Annotated in this window: 26 protein-coding genes and 3 pseudogenes; 16 read left to right on the top strand and 13 right to left on the bottom strand. The window is 50.3% G+C overall.

The annotated features are described in order from the left end of the window. The first annotated feature begins 260 nt into the window (after positions 1-260). The 3 genes from DDY07_RS01595 (at position 261) to DDY07_RS01585 (ending at position 2,602) form a co-directional block, all read left to right on the top strand. Complete coding sequence (locus DDY07_RS01595) at positions 261-800, top strand: hypothetical protein (protein ID WP_171694551.1); 540 nt, start codon at positions 261-263, stop codon at positions 798-800. 241 nt (positions 801-1,041) lie between these two features. Continuing rightward, positions 1,042-1,560, top strand: a complete 519-nt coding sequence (locus DDY07_RS01590; protein ID WP_171694550.1) for an RNA polymerase sigma factor — start codon at positions 1,042-1,044, stop codon at positions 1,558-1,560. Continuing rightward, entirely contained in the window at positions 1,538-2,602 is a 1,065-nt protein-coding gene (locus DDY07_RS01585) for a FecR domain-containing protein (protein ID WP_367650844.1), read from the top strand. Before DDY07_RS01590 ends, DDY07_RS01585 begins: the two co-directional genes overlap by 23 nt. A 226-nt stretch (positions 2,603-2,828) precedes the next feature. Here DDY07_RS01585 and DDY07_RS01580 read toward each other — a convergent pair whose 3' ends face one another. Then, on the bottom strand, positions 2,829-3,143 hold the full coding sequence (locus tag DDY07_RS01580; RefSeq protein ID WP_171694549.1) for a hypothetical protein: 315 nt from the start codon (positions 3,141-3,143) through the stop codon (positions 2,829-2,831). 16 nt (positions 3,144-3,159) lie between these two features. On the opposite strand from DDY07_RS01580, the gene DDY07_RS01575 reads away from it, so the two are divergent. Continuing rightward, positions 3,160-3,591 carry an energy transducer TonB gene (locus DDY07_RS01575; protein ID WP_367650904.1) on the top strand — a complete coding sequence of 144 codons (432 nt, stop codon included), beginning with the start codon at positions 3,160-3,162 and terminating at the stop codon, positions 3,589-3,591. 339 nt (positions 3,592-3,930) lie between these two features. After that, positions 3,931-4,349 (top strand): annotated as a pseudogene (locus DDY07_RS01570) (transposase); the annotation flags it as partial. A gap of 41 nt (positions 4,350-4,390) precedes the next feature. Here the strand turns inward: DDY07_RS01570 and DDY07_RS01565 are convergent. Continuing rightward, a pseudogene (locus DDY07_RS01565) lies at positions 4,391-4,735 on the bottom strand (transposase); the annotation flags it as partial. Here DDY07_RS01565 and DDY07_RS01560 point away from each other — a divergent pair. Then, a pseudogene (locus DDY07_RS01560) lies at positions 4,727-5,344 on the top strand (IS256 family transposase); the annotation flags it as partial. The pseudogenes DDY07_RS01565 and DDY07_RS01560 sit on opposite strands and share 9 nt — an antisense overlap. A gap of 67 nt (positions 5,345-5,411) precedes the next feature. Here the strand turns inward: DDY07_RS01560 and bfr are convergent. The 4 genes from bfr to DDY07_RS01540 are packed head-to-tail and all read right to left on the bottom strand — an operon-like array spanning position 5,412 to position 7,080. After that, positions 5,412-5,876, bottom strand: a complete 465-nt coding sequence (bfr, locus tag DDY07_RS01555) for a bacterioferritin (protein WP_033155643.1) — start codon at positions 5,874-5,876, stop codon at positions 5,412-5,414. Position 5,877: 1 nt separating this feature from the next. Next, entirely contained in the window at positions 5,878-6,099 is a 222-nt protein-coding gene (locus tag DDY07_RS01550) for a bacterioferritin-associated ferredoxin (protein ID WP_033155644.1), read from the bottom strand. Between the two features lie 3 nt (positions 6,100-6,102). Then, positions 6,103-6,366, bottom strand: a complete 264-nt coding sequence (locus DDY07_RS01545; protein WP_171694546.1) for an RnfH family protein — start codon at positions 6,364-6,366, stop codon at positions 6,103-6,105. A gap of 3 nt (positions 6,367-6,369) precedes the next feature. Then, positions 6,370-7,080 (bottom strand): electron transport complex subunit E, encoded by a 711-nt coding sequence (locus DDY07_RS01540; protein ID WP_033155646.1) that lies wholly within the window; start codon positions 7,078-7,080, stop codon positions 6,370-6,372. Positions 7,081-7,113: 33 nt separating this feature from the next. Between DDY07_RS01540 and DDY07_RS01535 the strand changes: the two genes are divergently transcribed. Continuing rightward, positions 7,114-7,413, top strand: coding sequence for a hypothetical protein (locus DDY07_RS01535; RefSeq protein WP_253734379.1), 300 nt, complete (start codon positions 7,114-7,116; stop codon positions 7,411-7,413). Here DDY07_RS01535 and rsxG read toward each other — a convergent pair. Genes rsxG through rsxA form a run of 5 tightly spaced genes read right to left on the bottom strand, consistent with a single transcriptional unit; the run spans position 7,403 to position 11,851 of the window. Continuing rightward, complete coding sequence (gene rsxG / locus DDY07_RS01530; RefSeq protein ID WP_171694545.1) at positions 7,403-8,143, bottom strand: electron transport complex subunit RsxG; 741 nt, start codon at positions 8,141-8,143, stop codon at positions 7,403-7,405. The two genes, DDY07_RS01535 and rsxG, sit on opposite strands and share 11 nt — an antisense overlap. Before the next feature lie 8 nt (positions 8,144-8,151). Beyond that, a complete protein-coding gene (locus DDY07_RS01525) occupies positions 8,152-9,213 on the bottom strand; it encodes an RnfABCDGE type electron transport complex subunit D (RefSeq protein ID WP_171694544.1) in 1,062 nt (353 codons plus the stop codon). Further along, the gene (gene rsxC / locus DDY07_RS01520) at positions 9,210-10,712 is read right to left on the bottom strand and encodes an electron transport complex subunit RsxC (RefSeq protein ID WP_171694543.1); all 1,503 of its coding nucleotides are present in this window, start codon (positions 10,710-10,712) and stop codon (positions 9,210-9,212) included. The genes DDY07_RS01525 and rsxC overlap by 4 nt, the downstream gene beginning before the upstream one ends. Positions 10,713-10,725: 13 nt before the next feature. Then, positions 10,726-11,259: an electron transport complex subunit RsxB gene (rsxB, locus tag DDY07_RS01515; protein ID WP_171694542.1), complete on the bottom strand. Its 534-nt coding sequence runs from the start codon at positions 11,257-11,259 to the stop codon at positions 10,726-10,728. A gap of 10 nt (positions 11,260-11,269) precedes the next feature. Further along, on the bottom strand, positions 11,270-11,851 hold the full coding sequence (gene rsxA, locus DDY07_RS01510) for an electron transport complex subunit RsxA (protein ID WP_026147191.1): 582 nt from the start codon (positions 11,849-11,851) through the stop codon (positions 11,270-11,272). 275 nt (positions 11,852-12,126) lie between these two features. Between rsxA and nifL the strand changes: the two genes are divergently transcribed. Together nifL and nifA are read left to right on the top strand one after the other, a co-directional pair. Continuing rightward, positions 12,127-13,764: a nitrogen fixation negative regulator NifL gene (gene nifL, locus DDY07_RS01505; protein WP_033155812.1), complete on the top strand. Its 1,638-nt coding sequence runs from the start codon at positions 12,127-12,129 to the stop codon at positions 13,762-13,764. Next, complete coding sequence (nifA, locus tag DDY07_RS01500; protein WP_171694541.1) at positions 13,757-15,283, top strand: nif-specific transcriptional activator NifA; 1,527 nt, start codon at positions 13,757-13,759, stop codon at positions 15,281-15,283. Before nifL ends, nifA begins: the two co-directional genes overlap by 8 nt. Before the next feature lie 64 nt (positions 15,284-15,347). Here the strand turns inward: nifA and fchA are convergent, their stop codons facing one another. Beyond that, positions 15,348-15,977 carry a methenyltetrahydrofolate cyclohydrolase gene (gene fchA, locus DDY07_RS01495; RefSeq protein ID WP_171694540.1) on the bottom strand — a complete coding sequence of 210 codons (630 nt, stop codon included), beginning with the start codon at positions 15,975-15,977 and terminating at the stop codon, positions 15,348-15,350. Positions 15,978-15,986: 9 nt separating this feature from the next. After that, entirely contained in the window at positions 15,987-17,360 is a 1,374-nt protein-coding gene (gene cysS / locus DDY07_RS01490) for a cysteine--tRNA ligase (RefSeq protein WP_171697669.1), read from the bottom strand. Positions 17,361-17,474: 114 nt separating this feature from the next. Between cysS and DDY07_RS01485 the strand changes: the two genes are divergently transcribed. The 7 genes from DDY07_RS01485 to DDY07_RS01455 all read left to right on the top strand — a co-directional run bounded on the left by DDY07_RS01485 (position 17,475) and on the right by DDY07_RS01455 (position 25,651). Then, a complete protein-coding gene (locus DDY07_RS01485; RefSeq protein ID WP_171694539.1) occupies positions 17,475-18,056 on the top strand; it encodes a peptidylprolyl isomerase in 582 nt (193 codons plus the stop codon). A 49-nt stretch (positions 18,057-18,105) separates the two neighbouring features. Then, complete coding sequence (locus tag DDY07_RS01480) at positions 18,106-18,831, top strand: UDP-2,3-diacylglucosamine diphosphatase (protein ID WP_171697668.1); 726 nt, start codon at positions 18,106-18,108, stop codon at positions 18,829-18,831. A gap of 342 nt (positions 18,832-19,173) precedes the next feature. Further along, entirely contained in the window at positions 19,174-19,950 is a 777-nt protein-coding gene (locus DDY07_RS01475) for a serine protease (RefSeq protein WP_171694538.1), read from the top strand. 31 nt (positions 19,951-19,981) lie between these two features. After that, entirely contained in the window at positions 19,982-21,370 is a 1,389-nt protein-coding gene (locus tag DDY07_RS01470) for a TIGR03013 family XrtA/PEP-CTERM system glycosyltransferase (RefSeq protein ID WP_171694537.1), read from the top strand. Positions 21,371-21,554: 184 nt separating this feature from the next. Beyond that, positions 21,555-22,601: a hypothetical protein gene (locus DDY07_RS01465; RefSeq protein WP_253734378.1), complete on the top strand. Its 1,047-nt coding sequence runs from the start codon at positions 21,555-21,557 to the stop codon at positions 22,599-22,601. A gap of 16 nt (positions 22,602-22,617) precedes the next feature. Then, the gene (locus DDY07_RS01460; protein WP_171694535.1) at positions 22,618-24,390 is read left to right on the top strand and encodes a long-chain fatty acid--CoA ligase; all 1,773 of its coding nucleotides are present in this window, start codon (positions 22,618-22,620) and stop codon (positions 24,388-24,390) included. Positions 24,391-24,496: 106 nt separating this feature from the next. Next, on the top strand, positions 24,497-25,651 hold the full coding sequence (locus DDY07_RS01455; RefSeq protein ID WP_171694534.1) for an SDR family oxidoreductase: 1,155 nt from the start codon (positions 24,497-24,499) through the stop codon (positions 25,649-25,651). Positions 25,652-25,661 lie beyond the last annotated feature (10 nt).

Here is a 25,661-nt window from a genome sequence, read left to right as displayed (position 1 = left end):
GGCGTCATTGCCTGATACTTGCGTTGGCATTTTGGTCTGGTGTCAACCAAGCGAGTACGCTTAGCACAACTAACGATATTCAAATTTACCCTGGCGGCAATATAGAACTCCAAACGGGTCAAACCCCAGGAAATCTGCAAGCTAAACAACCACCATTGATTACAGGGGGTGACATTCAAATTTTGCCTCGAGGTAGTATTGCAAGCCAAGCGGGACCAACGCCAACAAATTCGGGATCAATTTCATCGTTAACCATTGTCTTGCCCACCGAACCCACATTTTTGGCGCTGCCGCAGACCTCAGGCTTTACCCATATTGGCGATCATTTTGATATTGAAGTGCTGGCGCTCGCGCCTTTTACTGACGCCAGCGCGGACGAACTGGTGTTGGGCTTTGGTTTCAACACGCTATTAGGCGGCACTGGCGCTGCGCAGTTTTTGGGTAGCAGCATTAACCCGTTGTTCACCGACATTTCAACACAGGATGGCGTGAATTTAGACGCTGCCGGCCTGGCCTTTCCGGGCTTGAGTGCAAATGACGTGGGCTCATTCATTTCTCTGGCGGTTTTGCATTTTCAGGCTATCGCAGCGGGAAACTTGAATATCGCGATTACCAGCGATTTGAACGATCTCAACCAAGGTTTGATCTTTTTAAATCAAGGATCACTGGCGATTAATACCAGCGTCGGCTTCAACATCACGGCTGTGCCGGTACCGCCCTCTTTGTTGCTGTTTGTGAGTGGCTTGGTGGTGGGTTTTGGGGGAATTCGGGAGCGCGCAGCATACCTGCATCGCCCCTGACGGACTATTCTCGCCAAATACCCACGGGGCACAAGAGCTGCGATGCTCTGGGCGGAATAACGGGAGAAAATCACTACCAAAATCAATAGAAAACAAAACGCAGGGTGAGCAACGGTTCTCTGCAAACCGATTATCGGTATAGGCTTATGCCAGGTAAGCACAAAGACCGTGGCGTCTACGGTGGTGCGGTATAAGTCGTAAGAACCGAATTGCTGCTGCAACGAATAATAGGCATGGGACAATGGCTGCTGTTTCGGACACACTGGATCATTTCTTTCGGGAAAATCGGGACGATTTAATCGGTTTTTTTCTGCGCCGCCTGCATTGTCCCGATACCGCCAAGGATTTGGCCCAAGAAACCTTTGTGCGGCTATTATTCTCAGAACAGCGGACGCCGACTCAGGATAGGCGGGCGTTGGCATTTTTTATCGCCGGCAATTTGGTGGTCGATCATATCCGCAAGGAATCGGTACGCGCCCGTTATGCGCCAAGCCAGGAGATGCCGGCCGAACTACTGGAGGCGGTTGCCGGCAATGATCCGGACGCCGAAAAACAGTTAATGGCCTGGCAGGATCTGGATACGGTCAATACGGCCCTGAATGAATTGCCGGAAGAGTGCCGGGCGGCGTTTTACTTAAGCGCCATCGAAGGCCTGACTTACGCGCAAATTGGCGAATGTTTGGGCGTGTCCGAACGGGCCATCGCCAAACGCATTGCCAAAACTTTGAAGCATTGCCGTGACCGTCGCGAGCAACACTGAATTGGCCTGCGGTTTATTTTCCGGCAACATTGTTTTATCGTTTGCCCACTCCTTCCCCGCTTCAGCAGCCTTGATGAACACCGACCCCGACAACTCCAATGAAAGCTTGGCCGACCAGGCGATAGACTGGCTGGTGCTGATGCGTTCCGGTTCGGTTACAGACGCCGCGCGCCGCCAATTCGAAGCCTGGTATGGTCAAGACGACGCCAACCGGCAAGCCTACGCCGAGGCCGAAGCGCTGTGGGGTTCGGTCGCGCAAGCCGTTAAAACCACACCGCCCGCCAATTTCCAGCCAAAGCAAATTCATGCCGTTCCGCGTTTGCCGCGGCGAGCCGGTTTGGCGCTAGCCGCTTCGCTGGTGTTGGGGTTATTGCTAGGCCGGGATAGGCTGCACGATTGGTTGCTCAGCGATTACGCAACCGCCGTTGGCGAGCAAAAACAGATTCAATTGGCCGACGGCAGCAGCGTGTTGCTGAATACCGATACCGCGTTGGACATAGACTGGTCGGCGGACAAACGGCGCGTGGTATTGCTCAGAGGCCAAGCCGAGTTCAAGGTCGCCAGTGATGCCAACAGACCCTTTGAAGTGGAAGCCGGCGATACGGCGGTTAGGGCCTTGGGGACAGTGTTTGACGTGGCGCGCCCTGGCGCCGATAAGGTCGAAGTCAATGTTACCGAGCATGCGGTAGCCGTGCGCTTGATTGACCAAACCGATGTCGCCGCGATACGGGTGGAGGAAGGCCAGCGATTGACGTATTCCACTGGCGGTGGGTTGGATAAACCGGCACCAGCCAATCTCAACCAGTTAAATGCCTGGAAACGCGGCAAGTTGATTTTTCACGATCAGGCACTGGCCGACGTGGTAGCAGAGTTAAACCGCTATTCCAAAGCCAAAATCATTCTGAATGGTGAGGATGTCAAGCAATTGCGAGTTAGCGGGGTATTTCCAACCGACGGTCTGGCAATGCTGGATGCCTTGCAAAAATCTTTGGCGCTACGTCAGACCGCATTGGGGCCGTGGCTGGTAATTTTGCATTCTTGACGCGAAAACAGAATCGGCCGGGCCGTATAAGGAACCGCCGCTGCGGCAATTGGCCGCATTCCTGGCGGCAAGGCTTTTGTCATAATTAATTGAAAATCGTCTTAACTTGGCGAATTTAGTTGTTTGGAAGAATCACGCCAGCTCAGGGACGCCGCCGCATGTTTAACCGCCAATCCTAAAAACCCGTGCCATTTATTAGAGCGAATCGAATCGGACTTGTTATTGCTCAAAATCCGGCAGCATCTTTTCTTGATGCATCCGTCGGCGTCGAAGCCGGCCGCGCGGTGTTGCTAAAACCAACCCGCAACAAAGAACGTTCGCGCAACATCTCCGTGCTATTTTTGATGTTAGTTACCGTTATGTTGCTGCACTTGGCCGGGGTCAGCTGCTTCTTGTGCCCCGACCTGCCGGAGGCAAAAGCCAGTCCGCTTAAAATGGAAGTGTCGACAATCACAGTTCCGGCCAGTGAGCCAAGCCTTGAGCGAACCCAACCGCCGCCGCCCAGCGTTGCCCAACCAAAACCTAAAAAGCCGCAACTCAAACCCCGGTTGAAAAAAGTGACGCCGCAGGCGCCGCCGTCCGATTTTTCGATGCAGGAACAAGTTTTTGATCAACAGCCTCGGCCGGTCGACGATGCCACTCAGCCGGCGATTGCCGAGAAAGTAAGCGCCGACAATCCAAGTCCGACGTTTACCGAGGCATATCTGAATGCCGCTTACCAACACAATCCCAAGCCGGAGTACCCCGGTATCGCCCGCAGCCGAGGCTGGCAGGGCAAAGTGGTTTTGCGCGTGGAAGTCAGCGAGGATGGCCTGGTAGTGGGCGTTGCCGTCGAACAAAGCTGTGGTCACGAAGCGCTAGACGAATCCGCGGTCGAAGCCGTCAAACAATGGCGCTTCGTACCGGCCAAACGAGCGGAAATCAATGTCGCCAGCGCGGTATTGGTGCCGATCATTTTTACGTTGCAAGACCAAGCGCCGGCTTTTTAGATTTTCCGCCAGTATTGCAGTACGCTGGAAACAGCAGGCGGTCGCGGGTTTTCCCGTCAAATTGATTAATGTTAAAAACAGCGGATTCAAACCCGAAGGAGTGGACCGCTTAGCAGCGTTTTATCTCAAATCAGGAAATTTTGTTTTACCCACACGTTTACCATTCATTTCGAGAGCACACGTGTCATTCAAAAAAATATTTATCGCGTTCACCCTGCGTTTTAATTGGGGGGAAAAAACCACTCCCAAAATCTAACGAAAAATCAAAAAACGAGGGTGTAAAAATTTTTGTTTAAACGGTCATTAGGCAGGAAACTGCCGTTACTTTTAGGAGTACCGATGATCTTACCAAAATCCATCCCAACCGAACTGATCGACAGCTTGCTGTCAGGCTATCAAAAACCCGAAGACCTGCTGGGTGAAACGGTCTTCTGAAACAACTGACCAAGGCCCTGGTGGAGTGGGCTTTAGAAGCTGAAATGACCGAACATCTCGGTCATGGCAAGCATGAAGCTGTCGGCAATCCTGCCGGCAACACCCGCAACGGCAAAAGCCGAAAAACGCTGAAAGGCGACTTTGGCGCATTGCCGATTGAGATTCCCCGCGACCGTCACGGCCAGTTCGAGCCACAAATCATTGGCAAACACCAATCCCGCTGGACGGGTTTCGACGACAAAACCATCTCACTCTATGCTCGAGGTCTGACGGTCAGGGAAATCCAGAGTCATCTGGAAGAACTGTATGGCACTGAAGTGTCGTCGAGGAGAAATAGTCAAATCTGGTGTATGGCTGATTTGAATCAGGCGGCCATCTGCTGAGTTTCTTCTGTTTTCTCCGGTTCCATAATGACAGCCATGCCGTCCTGAAAACGGATGCCCTCAATCACATCCGGCAATCGTTTAAATCGGCGTATTTTGCGCCAACTCTTCTCGGCGGTTAACGTCAATTGGAACACTAACCCCAACAAGGTATTGCGGGACACACAGTTCTTGGTGCGGGTCGTCCGATGGCGCATGGTCGCAAAGCTGGATTCGATCAGGTTGGTCGTACGAATATGTATCCAATGCTTGGCCGGAAAGTCGTAAAAGGCCAATAGGGATTCCCGGTCTTTTTCCAACACGCCCACCGCCTTAGGGTACTTGGCTTATGGATCGCCCAAACCGAAGGCGCCAAGTTCTGGTTGCAAGTCGTCACCGACCTAAAGAATCGCGGCGTCCAAGATATTTTCATCGCCTGTGTCGATGGCTTGAAAGGCTTTCCTGAAGCCATTGAAACCGTCTATCCACACGCCGCAGTCCAACTGTGCATTGTCCACTTGGTCCGCAATAGCCTGAACTATGTCGGCTGGAAAATGCGTAAACAGATCGCTGACGATCTCAAGCGGATATACCAGTCAGCTACCGTCGATGAAGCTGAGCAGGCACTGGGAGAATTCGAGGCGCAATGGAACGATGCCTATCCACCGATTGCCCAGATTTGGCGGCGCAATCGGGATCGGATCATTCTCTTCTTTGACTATCCGCCGGAGATACGCCGCATCATTTACACCATCAATGCTATTGAGTCGGTGAACATGAGTTTGCGGAAAATCACCAAGAATCGCGGCTCATTTCCCAGTGACGAGGCCTTGTCGAAATTGTTCTATTTGGCGCTGATGAATATCAGTAAAAAATGGACGATGCCATTACATGACTGGAAAGCGGCTTTAAATCGGTTTAGCATTCAGTTTGAAGACAGAATGCTAAACCACTAACAAAACCCGTTTACACAAAATTCAGGACACCCTCGCCCCGTAAAGTTTTTTTGACTGGAGCGCCTATTTACATCTGCGATTGCAGATAGTTTTGAATGCCGACTTTTTCGATCAGGTCCATCTGGGTTTCCAACCAATCGACATGCTCTTCTTCGCTTTCCAGAATGTGTTCGAACAATTCCCTGCTGACGTAGTCGTTGATGCTTTCACAATAAGCTATCGCCTCTTTCAACAAAGGCAAGGCCAGATGTTCCAATTTAAGGTCGCATTCCAGCATTTCCTTGGGGTTCTCGCCTATCATCAATCTACCCAGGCTTTGCAAATTGGGCAATCCTTCCAGAAACAAAATCCTTTCGATCAACTTATCGGCGTGTTTCATTTCGTCGATCGATTCGTGATATTCCTTTTCATTCAGCTTTTGAAAGCCCCAATTTTTGAACATCCGGGCATGCAAAAAATATTGATTGATGGCAGTTAATTCGTTTTCCAGTGCCTTATTTAAAAATTCGATTACTTTTTTATCGCCTTGCATGTCAAATCTCCTGGGTTTTTATGATTAGTTGGGCGTCATTCGCAGCCTGCAATAGCCGACATGCATTTTTTCTATCCAAAATTTGCGCAATGTCCTTGTTACATTTACCGCAATCGCCACCAACACCAAAACATTGCACCAACTGTTTCCGCGAACATAAGCCGCTGTCTATGGCAGCATCGAGCTGACTGTCGGTGACGGCTTTGCAAAGACACACGTACATGGGCTACGCCACCCGCCTGCGCTGAACTTGCGCGGGATCGGCGGTGATTTTACGATAAATCTCCACGCGGTCCCCTTCCTTAACCGATGCATCCAATTTGGCCAGTTTACCGAAAATCCCGACCTTTTGGCTCTCCAGATCGATCTCGGGATATTGCGTCAACACGCCGGACAATTCAATCACTTCGGCGATGGTACTGCCCTCCGGCACTTCCAGCCGCAACCAGAGTTGCCTGTCCGCCTGCGCATAACATACACCCACATTCATAGTTTACGCCCCTTCTTCCAAGACAACCGGATCAATAATGGTCGGTTCTGTAATTTTGGCCGCCGCTTTCCGGTCCAACAAGCGTTTCAATGCCACCATGAAACCCAGCATGATGAAGCCACCCGGCGGCAAAGCCATCAGCAAAAAACCTTTGTATTCCGGAATCAAAGTGGTTTCCAGAAACCGGAAACTTTCCCCCAACAGCACAGAGGCGTTGGCGAATAAAGTGCCGGCAGAACTAATCTCCCGCATCGCTCCCAGCACCACCATCGCCGCGGTAAAGCCCACCCCCATCATCAAACCATCCCACATCGAGGGCATCACCGGTTGCTTGGAAGCAAACGCTTCAGCTCGACCGAGAATAACGCAGTTGGTGACAATCAACGGGATAAACAGGCCCAGTACCTTATGTAACTCATGCATCCAGGCGTTTAGAAAAATATCCACCAAGGTCACCAACGCGGCAATCAGCAACACGAAAATCGGGATGCGAATTTCAGACGGAATCAGATGCCGACTCACCGATACCGCGGCATTGGATGCCACCATTACCACCATGGTCGCCAAGCCCATACCCAAGCCGTTGGTTGCCGTCCCGGTCACTGCCAACAACGGACACAGCGCCAGATTTTGGGTCAGCACGACGTTGTTGTCCCATAGGCCGTCGCGAGCGATTTTTCTGTATTGTTCTGAAAACAGAATCGAAAGATTCATGATGGTTTCTCCAAAAATCGTGAGCAAGTGTTAATGCCTGAGAAGATCGCGACGATTTTCTTCCCGTATGCCGCGCCGAGCACCGAAGCGTTTGGCGAGACCAGCCCGATAGGGGAGCGGCATGGATGCCGCTCGTTTTCGGAGGGGCTGGGAAGCCCCTTTCGAAAACCCTCGCCAAACGCTTCGGAGCGCAGGAACAAAGCGGCGTTCGGGCCGCCTTTCTTTTGGATACTTTTCTTTGGCGGAGCAAAGAAAAGTATCGCGGCTGTCGGTCCGCGAACCAACATGCAAACTAAGCGTCGCGACAGCGACACCAAAAACACTATCGGCTAGGCTGCAACAATTCCGCCTGATGCACCTTATAAAACTCCAATCCCCGCTTGATTGCTTGAACCACTTTGCGCGGTGTAATCGTCGCCCCACTAAACTGATCGAACACCCCGCCGTCTTTTTTAACCGCCCATTGCTCGACAGTCAGGTTATTTAAGGATTTGCCGTTGAAAGACAGCACCCATTTGGACTTGGTCACTTCGATTTTATCGCCCAAGCCCGGCGTCTCGACATGTGCGATAACTCGTACACCAAGGATTTCGCCTTTGCTATCGATCCCCATCACCAAGCTGATCGGCCCGGCATAACCGTCAGGGGCAACGAATTTAAAACAGACTGCGTTAACCAAACCCGCCTTTTTAGCCAAGTAGACTTCAGTTTGTTCTGCACCCAAATTGGCATCGGCAGATGGCAGCAGCACACTGTCTTTCAGCAAGTTATTATCGTAAAGCTCTGCCGGAACCACTTGCTCCAGGTTGACCTGTAGATCTTCCTGCAAGCGCAGCTCTATCACGCCGCGTGTCGCCAGATCGGCCACACCCAATAAAATCGCAGCCAACAGCGCAAAACCACCCAGCACGCCAGCCTGATACTGTAATAGCGGCCGCAGTTGTTCCAAATTTCCTGGCTCCAGCCACACGGCCAGTTTTTGCTTTAAATCACCGACAGTACGCAAGGCGTACTCCATATATTGGCTAGCCTTGGGATTTGATTTTGCGGGTTCGGAATTCATGGCCTGTCTCAGGAATTGGAAATATCGAGCGGCTTGCCGTTACGATAGCGGCCATAAATTCTGGGCCGGATGTAATGATCGATCAGCGGCGTGACGGCGTTCATCAATAAAATCGCAAAACCGGTGCCTTCCGGATAGCCGCCCCAAGAGCGGATCACGAAAATCAATAAACCGCAGCCGGCGCCGAAAACCACCTGCCCCAACGGCGTGTTAGGCGACGTGACATAATCGGTGGCGATAAAGAACGCTACCAACATCACCGCGCCGGAATTCAAATGCACCCAGGGTCCAAGGTAATGTTGACTATCCCAAGTATGAAAAATCGTCGACAACAGAAGGATACTGAACAGCAACGAGACAGGGATGTGCCATTTGATGACCCCTTGGCGCATCAGCCAAATGCCGCCGGCCAGTAATAATAAAGACGAGGTTTCCCCCAAACTCCCGCGCTCCCAACCAAGAAACGCTAAAAATCCCGAATATTCGATCAAACTGCCGGGCAACAGCCGGTTTTGCGAAAACTCAGTCTTGACCCAACCCAACGTCGTGGCGCCGGTCACCGCATCCGGGTTTTCCAAACCGCTAAAGGTGATCGCTAAGCTATCGATCACGCCGGGCCCGGTGAACAGCGGCGATACGTTGGCCCAGGTAGTCATCTCGATGGGAAAGGAAATCAACAAAGCCACCCTGGCCAGCATGGCCGGATTGAACAGGTTTTGCCCCAAACCGCCGTAAACATGCTTGCCCAATACAATCGCCAGCGCCGAACCGACTACGCCTATCCACCATGGCGCCCAAGGCGGCAAAGTCATCGCCACTAATAAGCCGGTGACGATCGCCGAACCGTCGCGCAAATAAGGCATTGCCGCCACACCTTTCATCTTCAGGCACAAGCCTTCGAAAGCCATGGCAGACAGCACGGTCACCGCCAGCAAATACAAAGCCGGCCAGCCGAACAAAAACACGCCGCAAGCAGTGGCCGGTGCCAAGGCGAGAATCACCAAACGCATGATTTGATCGACGCGGCGGGTGGCCGCCACGTGAGGCCCGCTAATTGGTTTATTACTCATACGGTTTCCTCTGCTGGCGCTGCTTGCGCCTGTTGTGCGGCAGCCAAACGGGCGGCTCTGGCTTCCTGAGCACGCAAAGCTTCCGCTTCGGCTTCCAATCTGGCCCGTTCCATCCGATTATTTCTATCTTCGACTAAACGCTTGGTTTGTTCAGCCTTGTGCTCGGCTTGTTGGCGTTTAACTAACTCGCCGGAAGCGAATTTAAAGTAATGCACCAAGGGTATATTCGACGGGCAGACATAAGAACAACTGCCGCAGCTAATGCAATCTTTTAGGCCCAAATCAACCGCTGAGTCCAACTGATTGGCTTTGATCCGGCTGGCCATTTCCAAGGGTAACAAACCCACCGGACAAGCGGTCACGCAACTGGAACAACGAATGCAAGGCTGTATAGCCGGCTCGTCGATGTCGGCATGCGACAAGGCCAGGATGCCGTTGCAGGCTTTCACCACCGGCACTTCGGCAATTGGCAAAGCGTCGCCCATCATCGGTCCACCCATCACTAAGCGGGCCATTTTCGACTTTTCCAATCCGCAAAACGCCAATACTTCCGACATCAAGGTGCCGATGGGCACTTCCACATTTCTGGGTTTGGCAACGGCCGCGCCGGAGACAGTAACCACCCGGCTAATCAAGGGTTGTCCCAAGCAAATGGCTTGATAGACGGCAAACGCCGTGGCGACGTTGTGCACCACCACCCCAATGTCCGTGGCTCGCCCGTCGGCGGGAATTTCCTGGCCGGTTAAATAACGCAACATTTGCCTATCCCAACCCATCGGATAGCGGGTCGGCACTTGCGCCACCACGATATTGGGAAAATCCCGGGCGGCCGTTTGCATGGCCGCGAAAGCTTCGGGTTTATTATCTTCGATACCCACCATAGCCTTCGGGGCATCCATGCCGCGCAACATTAACCGGATGCCGGCAACGATTTGCTCCGCGCGCTCTTGCATCAAACGGTCATCGCAAGTCAGATAAGGCTCGCATTCGCCGGCATTAATCAGCAAGGTATGAATCTTGTTTTTACGCCCCAAACTGAGTTTGACCGCCGACGGGAATACCGCACCGCCTAAACCCACCACGCCAGCGGCGCCGACTCGTTGACAAATTTCTTCCGGCTCTAGTTGAAATGGGTCTTCCGGAACGATTAACTGGGCCCATTGCTCTTTACCGTCGCTTTCAATTACCACGGTGCGAATCGGCAAGGCTGACGGATGCGGTGCCGGAAAATCTTTGACGTCGGCGATAATGCCCGATGTTGGTGCATGCACAGGCGCCGAAATGGTGCCTTGGCTATAGGCCAGCAATTGGCCCTTCAGTACTTTCTCGCCGACCTTCACCACCGGCTCGGCAGGCTTGCCGACATGCTGTTGCACCGGAATGTACAATTTCTTAGGCATTGGAAAATCGGTAACAATGCTAAGCGGAGAGGTTTCGGATTTGTGCTCTTCGGCATGGATACCGCCGCGCAAACGGGGATTTTCGAACAAGGCGAACATAGGCGTCTCCGTCTCAGGCGGCCAGCGGTTTGGGCCAGCGCCAGTTGCGCAAGGTCACTTCAACAGGATACATTTGCAGACATTCGGTGGGGCATACTTCCACGCATTTCTTGCAGCCGATGCAGGCATCCGCCACCACCGCGTGGATTTGTTTGGGTGCGCCGACGATGGCGTCTGTAGGACAAACCTTGAAGCAGCGGGTGCAACCGGTGCAGGTTTCTTCACTGACTCTGGCCACCATCGCTTCTTGGTCTTGGGTTTGGCTCAAATCGACATCAACACCCAGTAATTTGGCCAGTTGTTCCACCAGCGACGTACCGCCAGGCGGGCATAATGTCACCGGCGCGGCGCCGGATACCACGGCCTCGGCAGCCGGCCGGCAACCGGGGAAGCCGCATTGGCCGCATTGCGAACCGGGCATTAAGGCTTCAACTTTCTCGATTAACGGATCGGACTCCACCTTCAGATATTTGGCGGCAATCCCCAAAGCCACGCCCAGCAACAATCCCAGCGATGTCAAAATAACGATGGCAGATAAAACGTACATGATGTGCCTCTTATTTGCTGTAAAGCCCCGCGAATCCCATGAATGCCAGCGACAGGATGCCGGCGGTGATAAATGCGATGGGGGTGCCGGAAAAAAGCGCCGGCACTGCCATGAGCGCTAAGCGTTCACGTAGGCCGGCGAAGAGCACCATCACCAGGGTAAAACCCATTGCCGAACCAAAGCCGAACAGCAGGCTTTGCACGAAATTGTATTTCTCTTGGATGTTAAGCAGCGCCACACCCAAAACCGCGCAATTAGTAGTAATCAGCGGTAAAAAAATCCCCAAAACTTGGTACATCACCGGACTGGTTTTGTGTATCACCATCTCGGTAAACTGCACTACCGCGGCGATCACCAAGATAAAACCCAGCACGCGCAGAAAACCGATATCGAACGGTATCAATAAACGATGCTCCAGCACCCAGCTGGCCGCGGACGCCAGTGTCAAGACAAACGTGGTCGCCAAACCCATGCCCAATGCGGTGTCCAGCTTGTTGGAAACGCCCATGAATGGGCATAACCCCAAGAACTTGACCAACACGACATTGTTGACCAAGGCTGTACCCAATATCAGAAGTAAGTATTCGCTCATCGTTTTCGACCCGGTGTTTTGCAACAAGACAGCATCATTTATGCCAACGCCTTAAAAACGCCGTAACTCCCCATTTCAGTGCAAAGCCGCAAGATTTGCCGCCAGCATCTCTGTCCTAAAAAACACAGAGCCGGAACAAGTACAGTTAAATTTGTCGTAAACCATACAAATCGCCGGGATTTTCCAATAGCTGCTAAGCGAAAACGCATTTGGCTCTCTAATTGCATGTATTTTTCCAACTTAAGCCCAGAAAAAACACGCGAGAACCATTTGCCATGACCAAATCCACCCCTGACTACCTGCAAGGCCAGATTGAGATTGAAACGGCCGATATACTATCGCCAGCCATCGGCCCTAGCGGGCAATCGCCAAGAAGCGGCAAAACCTCTAAAACACTGCCTTTCTCTTTGTTTGTTAAGGCCGTGGAGCAAGCGCCGGTGGCCATTTCGATCACCGATAAAAAAGCCAATATCCTTTACATCAACCAGGCCTTCACCGATGTAACCGGCTATAACGCCGCTGAAATTTTGGGCCAAAACGAATCAGCGCTGTCCGACAAGTCCACACCCAGACAGATTTATTATGATTTGTGGCACACCATTTCCCGTAAGCAGGTTTGGCACGGCCAATTGGTCAATCGGCAAAAAATGGGGCAACGCTACCTGGCTGATCTGACCATCGCGCCGATGCTGGACGACCGCGGCGCCATCAGTCATTACATTGGCATGCACCGCGATGTCACCCAGGCACACTACGCGGAACAACAAGTTAATAACCAAAAACAATTGATCGAATCGGTACTGAACGCTTCGCCGGTGGCGATGGTGGTGCTCGATTCGGACAAACGGGTCGTGCTCGACAATCAGATGTACAAGATGCTGATCAGCGAACTCGATAAGAAGGAACCCGCCCTGTTCTTTCTGGAAGCGCTGGAGCAAGACATGGGCGACTTGTGGGGCGACAACATTGATCGGCAACAAGGTTTTGCCAATCGCGAGGTACGGATTGAAAGCGCGGGGCTGAAAGGCACGCGCTGGTTTTCCTGCTCCGGCAATTGGTTTATCGAAAACGATGTCTGCGCCGACAGCTTCTTCGCCAGACAATCCAAAGACTATCTACTGTTGACCATTAACGACATCAGCCCCTTGCGCCGGCAGCAGGAAAAGCTACAGATACAGACTTTGCGCACCATGTTGGCGGAAGAAGAACACATCCGCAGCATCCGCGAAACCTTGCTCGGCGCAATGCACCAGATTCGCCAACCCTTGAACCAAATTCACGCGGCGATTCAAATCATGACGCAACGCAACGACGCCAACAATAGTCCAATCCGCGATCTATTGGGCCAAGTGCAAAAAATGGGGGAAGAAACGCTTGCCACCTTGCAGCGCTGTGTGCCGGAAATACCGGAGTCCGCGGTGGTGCCGGTGAATTTGAATCAGTTGTTGCACGAAGTGATGCTGCTGTATAGCACCAAGTTTTTGGCAAACGGCATCGTAGTGGATTGGCTGCCCAACCCGGTGTTACCCAATATCCTCGGCTCCGAAAACAAGTTACGCATGTTGTTCAAGCAATTGATCGACAATGCGGTCAACGCCATGAATCGTGCGGGCAGCCAGGAACGCATCATCAAAATTAGCACGGCTATAGAGCATGATTGGGTTTGCGTGTCGATAGCCGATTCCGGCCCCGGCATACCTGCCAACCAACGGAGCAAAGTATTCGAACCGTTTTTTACCACCAATCAAAGCACCGCCGGCGTCCAGGCCGGCATGGGACTGGTCATGAGCAAGGAAATCGTCAATCAGCATAACGGCATGATAGAAATCGACCCGCAATACAAAAACGGCTGTAGTTTTAAAATTAGCTTTCCCTGTCAAAAAAACCTAGCGATGGTGAACATCCATGAGTGATCGTTTATTGCTGGTTGAATCCGAACTGGATACGCTATTTCTGGTCAGTCAATTGCTGAATAGCACGCATGACTTGCGCACCAAGCTGAAAGGCATCCTGGAGATTTTGCACAAGCGTAACGGCCTGCATTTCGGCATGATTACCCTACGCGATGTCGATGACGACAGCATGAGCATTTGCGAGATCTACGGCGAAGGCATAGACCGCTCGGTGCGTTACCAGCCGGGCGAAGGCTTAGTTGGCGCCATCCTCGACGAAGGCAGTACGATTGTCGTGGAACGCATCGCCGACGAGCCGCGTTTTTTAAGCCGCTTGGGCGTGTATAACCCGGATTTACCGTTTATCGGCTCCCCGCTGGCCATCGAACAAGGCGAAGTGGTCGGCATTTTAGCCGCGCAGCCTTGTACTTCGACGTTTTTGGGCGAGCGCGCCCGCTTCATGGAAATGGTCGCCAACCTGATCGCCCAAAGCGTGAACATGCTGCGTGTCATGGAACGCAAGCAAAACGAACTAGCTAGCGAACGCGACTATTTAAAACAAACACTGGTCAAAAACTACCGCTTCGAAAACATCATCGGCCATTCCGAGCCGATGCTGAAAGTGTTCGACATCATCCGCCAGGTGGCCAAATGGCATACCACGGTGTTGATTCGCGGTGAATCCGGCACCGGCAAGGAAGTGGTGGCCAGCTCGATACACTTTAACTCAGCCTGCGCCAACGGCCCGTTTCTAAAATTGAACTGTGCAGCCTTGCCCGACACCTTGCTCGAATCGGAATTATTCGGCCATGAGAAAGGTGCATTCAGCGGCGCAATCGGCCAACGCAAGGGCCGCTTCGAACTGGCAGACAACGGCACGCTGTTTCTCGACGAAATCGGCGAAATTTCCGCGTCTTTTCAGGCCAAATTATTGCGCGTGCTGCAGGAAGGCGAATTCGAGCGGGTCGGCGGCGTCCGCACCTTGAAAGTCAACGTCCGTATTATTGCCGCTACCAACCGCAATCTGGAGCAGGAAGTCGCCGAAGGCAATTTCCGCGAAGATTTGTATTACCGCTTGAATGTGATGCCCATCAATATGCCGCCGCTGCGCGAGCGTATCGAAGACATTCCGGAACTGGCCAGCTTTCTGTTAAACCGTATCTCCCGCCAACAAGGCGGCCGGCCTTTGGAAATCAAGGAAAGTGCGATCCGGATTTTGATGAAACACGATTGGCCGGGTAACGTTCGCGAATTGGAAAACCGTTTGGAACGGGCGGCGATCATGAGCCAAGAAGGCATTATCGACCGCGACGTGATTGCCAGCACCGGCCTGGAAAACGAAATAGGCATCAGCCGCACCCCGCAATCGATCAAACATATCGATCTGCACGACGAGAACATGGACGAACGGGAGAGAGTGATCGCTGCGCTGGAGCAGAGCGGCTGGGTGCAAGCCAAGGCTGCCAGGCTACTGGATATGACACCTAGGCAGATTGCTTATCGGATTCAGACCTTGAACATCAATGTTAAGCAGATTTAGAAAACCTGCCGCTCAAGTTAAGCTGAGAGGGGGCGATTGAAATTGCCCCGTCCTAAGGAAAGATTTAAAGCTTTTCCCTGACGATACGGTAAATCTGCTCGGCGGCCTGTTCGCCGGTTTGCAACAAAATATCCAATTCGGCAAGTTGGGCTTCGGCAAACGGCCTGTCTTTCAAACTCGCGGCATTGATCTGCACATTCAGTGCCGCGCTTTTCAAGCCGGCGTAGCCTGCCATTACCGCCACGCCGGCATCGCTAATCACACCAAGATTACCGTGTTCGGCAGCCACCCGACTTAACTCGATAGCCTTGGCGCAAGCTTTCGCGCATTCCAGCGGCACTAGCGTAGCCTCTCTGAGCACCGTTTGAATCTGTTCGGTGCGCACGGCTTTCTCATCGTCAGTGCTTTTAGGTAAGCCGTAACAGGCCATCAGTTTGTCGAATACATCGACATCGGCTTTGATCATACCGATCAAGGTTTGCCGCAAGGCTTCCGACTCGATCAGCAAAGCCTGCATCTGTTCTTCCACCGCCGCGTATTTGGGTTTGCCGATGGTCAGATTACAGACCATGCTGGTCAAGGCGGCGGCTTGTGCACCCATCACTGCCGCCGCGCTACCGCCGCCGGGCGTGGCTTGCTTGCCGGCTAGTTCGTCCAGGAATGTTTCTACCGATTTATCTTTGATTTCGTTCATTGACAGTCCTTAACTTTCGCGGCGCCAAATGGTGTTGCCGCCGGCCACATCCTCTAAAACTATGCCTTGTGCTTTCAATTGATCGCGGATTTGGTCGGCGCGCGCCCAGTCTTTGCCCGTTTTGGCAGCTTTTCTGGCGTCGATCAATTGCTCGATTTCCGTTTCACTCATGCCATCCGGCGCGGCCCCACCCTTAAAAAAACTGTCCGGATCGTCCTGCAATATACCCAAAATGGCCGCCAGTCGCTTTAATGTTGCCGCTAGCACGCTTTTTTCCTCGGCTTTGTTTAATTCGCGCGCTAAATCAAATAGAACAGCCAAAGCCACTGGTGTATTAAAGTCGTCATCCATCGCCTGTTCGAAACGCTGGCAGTAATCTGCATCGATAGCCGCATCGATAATTTCGACACCTCTCAAGGCTGTATACAAACGAGTCAAAGCCACACCCGCCTCGTCGAGCTGTTCGTCGGAATAATTCAGCGGGCTGCGATAATGGCTGGAGAGGATGAAGAAGCGGATCACTTCCGGGCGATATTGTTTCAACACCTCGCGCACGGTGAAAAAATTGCCCAGCGATTTGGACATTTTTTCTTCGTTGACCCGCACGAAACCGTTATGCATCCAGTAATTCACAAAGGGTTCGCCGGTGGCGCCTTCCGACTGGGCAATCTCGTTTTCGTGATGCGGAAATTGCAGATCCATGCCACCACCGTGAATATCGAAATGATTGCCCAGGCAGCAGGTGGACATTGCCGAACATTCGATATGCCAGCCCGGTCTGCCCTGCCCCCATGGCGAATCCCAATAAGGTTCGCCGGGCTTGGCCATTTTCCACAGTACAAAATCCAGCGGATCGCGTTTGGCGGTATCGACATTCACCCGCTCGCCGGCTTGTAAGTCTTCGATATTTTTACCGGACAGCTTGCCGTAGCCGTCAAAGCGGTTTACCGCATAAAACACGTCACCATTGCTACCGACGTAGGCAAACTCGCGCTCGATTAATGTCGAAATCATTTTAACGATGTCAGCAATGGATTGCGTGGCTTTGGGTTCAATATCCGGCGGCAACACCGACAAAGCGCGCTCGTCTTCGTGCATCGCATCGATAAAGCGTTCGGTCAATGCGGTAAACGCCTCGCTATTCTCATTGGCGCGCTGAATAATCTTGTCGTCGATGTCGGTAATATTTCTGACGTAGGTAAGCTGATACCCGGCATGCCGCAAATAACGGGCGACCGTATCGAACACCACCATGACCCGCGCGTGACCGATATGACAGTAGTCGTAAACCGTCATGCCACAGACATACATGCCGACTTTGCCAAGCTGTTTGGGAATGAACTCTTGCTTACTTCGAGTTAAGGTGTTGTAGATTTTCAACATGTTGATCATAGGTGGATGTAGCGAAACATCTGGCAATCTATCAAGATTCCAGCTTCTCTTTCAAGATAAAAACACATAGAATTCGCGGCTTGCAGCGCGATTATGGAGCTATCAATGCGTACCACCCTGGTTTACCTGATGCTGTTTTTATTCTCAACCCTTTCATTTGCAACAGAAAATAAAATGTCCAACACACATAGCAAAGTTAAATTAACCACTTCCCTGGGCGACGTCGTCATTCAATTGGAAGACGAAAAAGCACCGGTTTCCGCCGCCAACTTTTTGGCCTATGTGAAACAGGGCTTTTATGCGGGTACCATTTTCCACCGGGTAATCCCAGGTTTTATGGCCCAAGGCGGCGGTTTCGATACCTCATTCAAACAAAAAGAAACTAATGCACCGATCAAGAACGAAGCCGACAACGGTCTGAAAAACAAACGCGGCACCTTGGCAATGGCCCGTACTAACGATCCGCATTCGGCAACCGCGCAATTTTTTATCAATTATAAAGACAATTCCTTTCTGGATCACACCAGCCCAAGCCCTAGCGGTTGGGGCTACGCGGTATTCGGTGAAGTAATCGAGGGAATGGATGTCGTCGATGCCATGGCCAAACAAGCCACCGGCAATCGCGGTCCGCATCAGGATGTACCAAAAACGGACATCGTTATCGAAAAAGCCGAAGTTATTGAGTAATAATTAGCGGTTTCCGCCGGTAATTGGGCGGAAACCGCTGTTGCTTAACGTGAAACAAGACGTACTCTTCATCTCCGACCTGCATCTGGCTTTGGAAAAACCGGAGATCACCCGGCGATTCATAAGCTTTTTGCAGCAGCGCGCCATTGAGGCAAAATCGCTGTATATCCTTGGCGATTTGTTCGACGCCTGGATCGGCGACGACGACAATACCCGGCCTATCCCGTCCATCAAAAACGCTCTCAAACAACTTAGCGACGCCGGCACCGAGATTTTTCTGTTGCAGGGCAACCGCGATTTTTTGCTGGGTCAAGATTTCTGCCGGGAAACCGGTATCCGTTTGTTGGATGAATATGCGATTATCGAATTGAATGGTCAGCGAATTTTACTAACCCACGGCGATTTACTCTGTAGCGACGACTTGGCTTACCAGGCTTTTCGCAGCAAATCGCACAGCCCGGAATGGCAACAAAATGTGTTGTCCAAACCTTTGTGGCTGCGGCTGATAGCGGCACGTTGGTATCGGTTGCGCAGCTATTATCATAAACGCGGCAAAACCCTGGATATTATGGATGTCAACCAGGATACGGTGGTCGAAAGCCTGCACAAGTATGGTTGCTGCACATTGATTCATGGACACACGCATCGACCGAAATTACACGAATTTATGCTGGATGGCCGGCCGGCCAGACGCTACGTGTTGGCGGATTGGAAACCGGATGGCGCGGAGGTTTTGTGTTGGAAGAACAACGATTTTCAAACAGAATCGGTCTGATACAAGCACAAAAAAACCGGTAGCGATTTAACAGAAGGCCAGCGACCTGCGTTTTTTAATCTCAAACCCGCTGATACACCACTGCCACACACTACCGGGAATTGTCTTACTATCTCCGAAAAATAAGACTCAAAAGAAACCAACTAGTTCACTGGGTATATAATTTTAGTAGGTTAATGCCCACGCGCGTTGTTCCAGGTGGACATTAAGCGCAATCTAAGCCGGTGCCTGCCTGTTACCAAAGTGTAAACAACTGTTAATTCACGACGACGCCCGCATTCATGCTAAGTTAGACTAAACTTTCCAAGCTCTACCAATTAAGGCCCCTTAACTCCTCCAGCCATGAAAAACCAAATACTTTATCTCTTGGCGCTATTTACCGGACTATCCACCATCGCCACCAGCCATGCCGATGAAGTTAACCTCCCCGACATTCTTGCCCGAGTCAAACCCGGAATAGTAGCCATCGGCACTTATATGCCAACACGAAACCCGCGTGCGGTATTCCTGGGCACCGGCTTCGCCGTTGCCGACGGCAGAAAAGTGGTTACCAACGCTCACGTAACCGCAAAAAAACTAGACGAAGAGCACCTCGAACGTTATGCGGTTTTTTATCGCCACGAGCAAAAAGAACAAATGCAAATTGCAGAACTGACCGTAACCGATGAAGATCACGATCTGGCATTGCTAAAGGTAGACGGCGGAGTTTTACCCGCACTGGAAATCGGTGACTCACTAATAGTGCGGGAGGGCGAGCAATATGCATTCACCGGTTACCCAATAGGCATGGTGCTAGGTTTGTATCCGGTCACGCACCGAAGCATTATTTCGGCTATTTCACCCAACGCCATACCGGCAATCGCCACTCGGCAGTTAAACGTCAACATGCTGAAACGACTACAGACGCCTTTCAATGTGTTCCAATTAGACGCCACCGCCTACCCCGGCAACAGCGGCAGCCCCTTGTACGACATCAATTCCGGAAAAGTTGTTGGTATCATTAACAAAGTCTTTGTACAGGGTAGCAAAGAAAATGCCATATCCAATCCCAGCGGCATCACCTATGCTATTCCCGCTGAACATATCAAGACGCTTCTAAAACAGAATATCGTCAAATAGTTATTATCCAGGAGTTAGCGGTAGCCTTCACATGATAAGAATTTTTCGACATTACATTTCCACCGCCTACCTTTGGTTGCTTATAGTGGAATCTTTGGTGTTTTATCTGGCTATGTATTGCGGCGCTGGCCTCAGATTTTTATATATAGCATCCTGGTATTCCCAATCCGAACTCGCTGCTGCAGCAGCGGTTTACGCAGTGGTGTTTATCGCCAGCTGTTCCGGTTTGGGCTTGTACCGCAAAACACTGGATAAAGAAGAATACAATATTCTCCAGCGCATTAGCTTCAGCTTTGCCGTTGCGGTTTTTATACTGGCGTTCATCTATTACATCATTCCCGATTTGATGCTGGCACGCAGCGTCCTGATTTCCGCAATTATTTTTTCTTTTGTGGGCTTGCTGTTAACACGTTATTTATTTTATCGCTTCGTCAATCTGGATAATTTAAAACGCAGGGTGTTAGTGGTGGGATGCGGGCAAAGAGCGGGAGAACTCAGCGTCGTTAATTCCAGCTATATTTATAGAGGATTTGAAATAGTCGGTTACATCACGCTGGAGGACGAACCAATAAGCGTACCCCATGCGATTGCGCTCAACGAAAAAATCAGGCTAACCGATATTGTCGAAGCCGCTAACGTCGATGAAATAGTCATCGCTGTCGATGATCGTAGAAAAAAACTACCCGTGGAGGAACTGCTGGACATCAAAATGTCCGGCGTGCAAATCATGGACTTGCAAACTTTCTATGAGAGAGAGCAACGGCTGGTTTTTTTAGAGGCGCTGAGCCCAAGCTGGCTGATGTTTTCCGATGGTTTTGTGAGTGGCGGTTTGCGCCCCATCGTCAAACGCAGCTTCGATATTTTAGCCAGTCTGCTGTTACTATCTGTCAGTTGGTGGCTAATGATCCTCACCATGTTGGCGATCTATATCGAAAGCGGCTTTGGTGCACCGGTTTTCTATCGGCAAAAACGTGTCGGCTATCGGGACATTCCGTTCGATGTCATTAAATTTCGCAGTATGCGTATCGACGCTGAAAAAAATGGCGCGCAATGGGCTAGCCAAACCGATGACCGCGTCACTCGCGTCGGCAAAGTGATTCGTAAATATCGGATAGACGAGCTGCCGCAACTGCTAAACGTGCTAAAAGGCGATATGAGCTTTGTCGGCCCGCGCCCGGAGAGACCGGAATTCGTAAAAGGCTTCGAAGAGAATATTCCTTATTATAAAGAACGGCATAGGGTTAAACCCGGCATCACCGGATGGGCGCAACTATGTTACCCCTATGGCGCCAGCGAATACGATACCCGACAAAAACTGCAATTTGATTTGTATTACGTCAAAAACTACAGCCTGTTTCTGGACTTGACGATAATGCTGAGCACGGTGGAAGTTATTTTGTGGGGTAAGGGAGCGAGATAACTTCTTGGCTCCGTAGTAAGAGAAACTAGCAATCAACTTTACAACCCAAAACTGCATTTTTTATCTGGCTTAACCAGTTTAATTCCTGGCAAAACTAAATTCATTCGAGGCCTGCAAAAAACCTCTTAACCTTAAAAACTTACCCATTTCCGGCGAGGTGAATATGGCCAGCTGTAAGCAATGCTTGATTTCCGATGCAGTACCCGAGATAACCCTGGACGCGAATCGCGTTTGTAATCTTTGCCGAGATTTTAATCCGCATCACCAAAGACAAGAGGAAGAAAGCCGCAAGGAGCGAGAGCTCGATCTGGAAAAGGCGCTAAAAGACTGCAAGGGACAAGCGGAATATGACTGCCTAGTGCCGCTCAGCGGCGGCAAAGATAGCCTTAACTTACTCTACAAGCTAAAGGTGGAATACGGCTTAAAAGTCCTGGCATTTACCACCGATATTAATATTCCCCCGATTGCCTGGGATAACATCCGTCGCACACTCGGCAAACTCGACATTGACCACCTGGTATACCGCCCATCCGATAACTTCTACCAAAAGGCTTTTCGTTATCTCTTAAAACATCAAGAACCGAGAGGTGCCGTCTACACAGTATCTTATGTCTATGCCCCGCTATTCGAAGGCGATGCAATCAAACTGGCCCTTCAAAAAAATATACCGCTAGTCCTCGCAGGATACTCGCCGGGGCAGCCTGAACCGGAAAGAATGCTCTACGAATTCTCCAGAAAATTAATCTGCGAAGTCGACTGGACGCCGCCGGCACTGAAAACGTGCGGAGAATTCGATGAACAAGAATTATCGCGCTTTTTCAATCCCAACAATTACCCTAAAGGCACTCAATTTCCACGCTATTTAGCCCCTTACCATGCCTGGGAATATAATCAGGAAGAAGTGATGCAAAAAGTCGTCGAATTGGGCCTGGTTAAGTCAAGTAAGCATGCCAGTCCGATCTTCAGTAACTACCCAATCAACTGGCTGCTGATGTATTCCGACTTAAAGCACTTTGGCTACAATCCCTATCTTCCCGAATTCGCGGCTTTAATTCGTGAGGGTAAAGCCAATCTAAAAGAGTGGAAAATTTTGATCCCACTGGTCGACTTCATGATCAAAAACAAAGTCTTCTTGGGCAAGGATGTCAGAACTAGTCTAAATTGGTTGGGAATGTCGGAACACGAGCTAGCTATTACCGAGCCTAAAGGTGCTTACGACCCGCCTGTATGACTTAAAAGGAGAACGTATGAGTCGATATAAGACACTTCCCGATTTATTAAAACTCAGAGCGAACGAACATCCGGATGACGTAGCTCACTGGATTCTGGATGCTGACGATACTTGGCATCCGATAAGCAATATAGAGTTTTATCGGAAAGTGATGGGTTTATCCGGGAAATTACAGGCTCTTGGCATAAATACAGGGCAGGTTGTCGCAATTATGGCTACGACCTCGCACGTATGGGAATCTCTACATCACGCCTTTTTATCATTAGGCGGAATTGTGGTTGGTATCGATCCCAACGAAAACTCCGAGCAATTAAACGCGATCATAAAAATTGCTAACGTTAAAATCCTGGCTATAGACCAAATCAAATACCTGGATAAATTTAACGATCTCAGCCAATTTGACAATATTGTTGCATTTAATAGCGATCCATCGAGATATCAACAAGATAAAATCAAATATCTAGATATACCCGAGACAGCAAATGGCGAACTCAACGATACTCCGCAGCCTGAAATTCTAAAACCTTCCGATATTGCCACTATTGTATTCACGTCGGGTACTACCGGCACGCCCAAAGGTATCGCCTATCGGCATGATCAAATTATTGCTGCTATAGACTCTATACTACTCACCTACCCGGAACTAAACGATAAACCGTGCCATTTAGTCTGCTGGTTACCGCTTTCCAACTTATTTCAACGCATTGTGAATTTATGTGCATTAGCCGGAGGAGCCGAAGTATACTTTGTAGAGCAGCCGCATAAAATCATCGAATATCTGCCAGCAATAAATCCCCACATATTCATTGCTGTACCTCGATTTTATGAAAAACTTTACCAAGGATTTGAAGCCAAACTAAATCTGCAGCCGCGGCTTATCTCTCTATGCCTGAAATATAGCCTTAAAATGGGTGAAAGCCCGTCAACTATCGGCTCATTATTCAGAGCTGCCAATCGCCAAGTTTTTAAATCATTTACCTCTCTTTTTGGCGAAAATATACGGTATATGGTGAGCGGATCGGCAGCCATGCCGGTATGGTTGTTACATCGTTACCAATCTCTGGGATTGTTGATTTTAGAGGCATATGGACTAAGCGAAAACGTGGTGCCTATTGCCGCAAATAGATCGTCAGAATACCGTTTTGGCACGGTAGGCAAGGCTTTACCAGGCAACACCATAAACTTGGCCGATGATGACGAACTACTAGTTAAAGGCATAGGCGTTTTTAACGGATACCTTGACGACCAACCCACTAAGCAGAGCACCAACGAATCAGAATTCCTTCCTACAGGAGATTACGCGAAAATCGACGCCCAGGGCTTTATAAGCTTGACCGGACGAAAATCTGAAGTTTTTAAAACGTCAACTGGTAGAAAAATTGCCCCCGTTGCAATCGAGTCGGTACTCCAAAGCAATGTAGCGATAGAGCATGCCGTTGTTTTCGGCGAGAATAGAAAATTCTTGGTTGCCTTGGTAACAGTTGGCAATTCAAATACCATTGAAGACCAATCTAGAACTACTTACGCGAAAAAAATCGCTATAGATCTGACAGCAACCACTTTGGGTTTACCCGAATATAAGCGCCCAGTTGGCATCATTTTTTCATATAAGCCCCTATCGGTTGCGGAGCAAGAATTAACGACAAATCTGAAGCTTCGCCGTAAAAATATCCGACACAAATACGAAAAATGGATAGAGGAACTTTATAACTTGTTGGAAGAGCCAGAATCGACTATCCATTCCCAACCAATTTCAGCTAGCCGCGATATCGTGCTATTGAAGCTTTAGTTTTAATTACAATACAAAGCAGCTAAAGATTCTCCGCTAATGCGAAAGCGTTGATTCTGGATTTTTAGACTTCGACAATATTCAATCCATCATGGAGCGCTCTCATATGGCAAAAAGAATTTTTGTTACCGGTGCCACGGGGGCAGTCGGCAGTACCTTGGTGCCCTTACTTTTGGAAGAAGCTGATAACTTTGTATGGCTGCTGATCCGCGCCGAATCCTCTGAGCACTTAAAAATTCGTCTCGAAGATCTATTCCTCTTTTGGAACCTGGATAAGGAACAAGAAGTAAGCGCCAGAAACCGTGTCATCGCTTTGCAAGGCGATGCCGATCTTGAAAAATTTGGAGTATCTGAAAGTGTTTACGCCGAAATATCTAGCCAATGTACCCACATTATTCATTGTGCCGGCGTTGTCAGAATGAATTTACCCCTGGAAGTAGCCAGACAACATGCGTTGGGATCCGCAAAAAACGTAATCGAGCTTGCGCTAGCGTGTCAAGCGTCAGGAAATTTACAAAAAGTCGAATATGTCAGCACAGTTGGCGTTGCCGGCAGAATGTCAGGTATCGTCCCTGAAACTTGGATCACCCAACCGAGGAGCTTTCACAACACCTATGAGCAATCCAAAGCGGAGGCCGAAGATTATCTTCACCAACAAATTGAACTTTACAATTTGCCGATAACCGTTCACAGGCCCAGCATGGTTGTGGGTGACTCAAAAACCGGCAAAATTATTCACTTTCAAATTTTTTATTACTTGTGCGAATTCATATCAGGTGCCAAAACTCATGGCTTGCTACCGCATTTAAAAGATGCCACGCTTGATACAGTGCCGGTAGATTATGTCGCACGCGCTATCCAATGGAGTGCCAATCAGCCAACTCTCACCACCAACAAGATTCTACATCTTTGTTCGGGTCCGCACTTATCCATGCAATTGACCCATTTGCAAACTCTGGTGCGCGACAAAATGCGTGAGTTTGATACGCCTTTGCCAGCTGTGATTGCCGTACCGTCAGTATTTTTTACATTCCTTTTACGGGCGATGATGCCAATTGTTAGTCACACTACTTTACGCCAACTAAAAGCCGTTCCGATTTTTCTTGATTATTTGGCTGACAGGCAGATTTTTGGCAACGATAAAACAGCCGATCTATTCCTGGTAAATACTGGCCCGAGCTTACCGCCAGTTAAAAACTCCTTGGAAGTTGCTATAACCCGTTACTTGCAGTCTAAATCGGATAAAAATAAGCACTCGTAAGGACAGTAGC

This window comes from Methylomonas sp. ZR1 (assembly GCF_013141865.1).
Classification (GTDB): Bacteria; Pseudomonadota; Gammaproteobacteria; order Methylococcales; family Methylomonadaceae; genus Methylomonas.
This window is presented reverse-complemented; position numbering and strand designations above follow the sequence as displayed.

Excerpts from the sequence above, each read along its gene's own strand:
- nifA (WP_171694541.1), top strand. The coding sequence starts at position 13,757 with ATGAGTGATCGTTTATTGCTGGTTGAATCCGAACTGGATACGCTATTT.
- DDY07_RS01590 (WP_171694550.1), top strand. The coding sequence starts at position 1,042 with ATGGCTGCTGTTTCGGACACACTGGATCATTTCTTTCGGGAAAATCGG.
- DDY07_RS01535 (WP_253734379.1), top strand. The coding sequence starts at position 7,114 with ATGCCTGAGAAGATCGCGACGATTTTCTTCCCGTATGCCGCGCCGAGC.
- nifL (WP_033155812.1), top strand. The coding sequence starts at position 12,127 with ATGACCAAATCCACCCCTGACTACCTGCAAGGCCAGATTGAGATTGAA.
- rsxG (WP_171694545.1), bottom strand. The coding sequence starts at position 8,143 with ATGAATTCCGAACCCGCAAAATCAAATCCCAAGGCTAGCCAATATATG.
- DDY07_RS01475 (WP_171694538.1), top strand. The coding sequence starts at position 19,174 with ATGAAAAACCAAATACTTTATCTCTTGGCGCTATTTACCGGACTATCC.
- DDY07_RS01470 (WP_171694537.1), top strand. The coding sequence starts at position 19,982 with ATGATAAGAATTTTTCGACATTACATTTCCACCGCCTACCTTTGGTTG.
- rsxA (WP_026147191.1), bottom strand. The coding sequence starts at position 11,851 with ATGAGCGAATACTTACTTCTGATATTGGGTACAGCCTTGGTCAACAAT.
- cysS (WP_171697669.1), bottom strand. The coding sequence starts at position 17,360 with ATGTTGAAAATCTACAACACCTTAACTCGAAGTAAGCAAGAGTTCATT.
- DDY07_RS01550 (WP_033155644.1), bottom strand. The coding sequence starts at position 6,099 with ATGTACGTGTGTCTTTGCAAAGCCGTCACCGACAGTCAGCTCGATGCT.
- DDY07_RS01485 (WP_171694539.1), top strand. The coding sequence starts at position 17,475 with ATGCGTACCACCCTGGTTTACCTGATGCTGTTTTTATTCTCAACCCTT.
- DDY07_RS01460 (WP_171694535.1), top strand. The coding sequence starts at position 22,618 with ATGAGTCGATATAAGACACTTCCCGATTTATTAAAACTCAGAGCGAAC.
- DDY07_RS01525 (WP_171694544.1), bottom strand. The coding sequence starts at position 9,213 with ATGAGTAATAAACCAATTAGCGGGCCTCACGTGGCGGCCACCCGCCGC.
- rsxB (WP_171694542.1), bottom strand. The coding sequence starts at position 11,259 with ATGTACGTTTTATCTGCCATCGTTATTTTGACATCGCTGGGATTGTTG.
- DDY07_RS01540 (WP_033155646.1), bottom strand. The coding sequence starts at position 7,080 with ATGAATCTTTCGATTCTGTTTTCAGAACAATACAGAAAAATCGCTCGC.
- bfr (WP_033155643.1), bottom strand. The coding sequence starts at position 5,876 with ATGCAAGGCGATAAAAAAGTAATCGAATTTTTAAATAAGGCACTGGAA.
- fchA (WP_171694540.1), bottom strand. The coding sequence starts at position 15,977 with ATGAACGAAATCAAAGATAAATCGGTAGAAACATTCCTGGACGAACTA.
- DDY07_RS01455 (WP_171694534.1), top strand. The coding sequence starts at position 24,497 with ATGGCAAAAAGAATTTTTGTTACCGGTGCCACGGGGGCAGTCGGCAGT.
- rsxC (WP_171694543.1), bottom strand. The coding sequence starts at position 10,712 with ATGTTCGCCTTGTTCGAAAATCCCCGTTTGCGCGGCGGTATCCATGCC.
- DDY07_RS01545 (WP_171694546.1), bottom strand. The coding sequence starts at position 6,366 with ATGAATGTGGGTGTATGTTATGCGCAGGCGGACAGGCAACTCTGGTTG.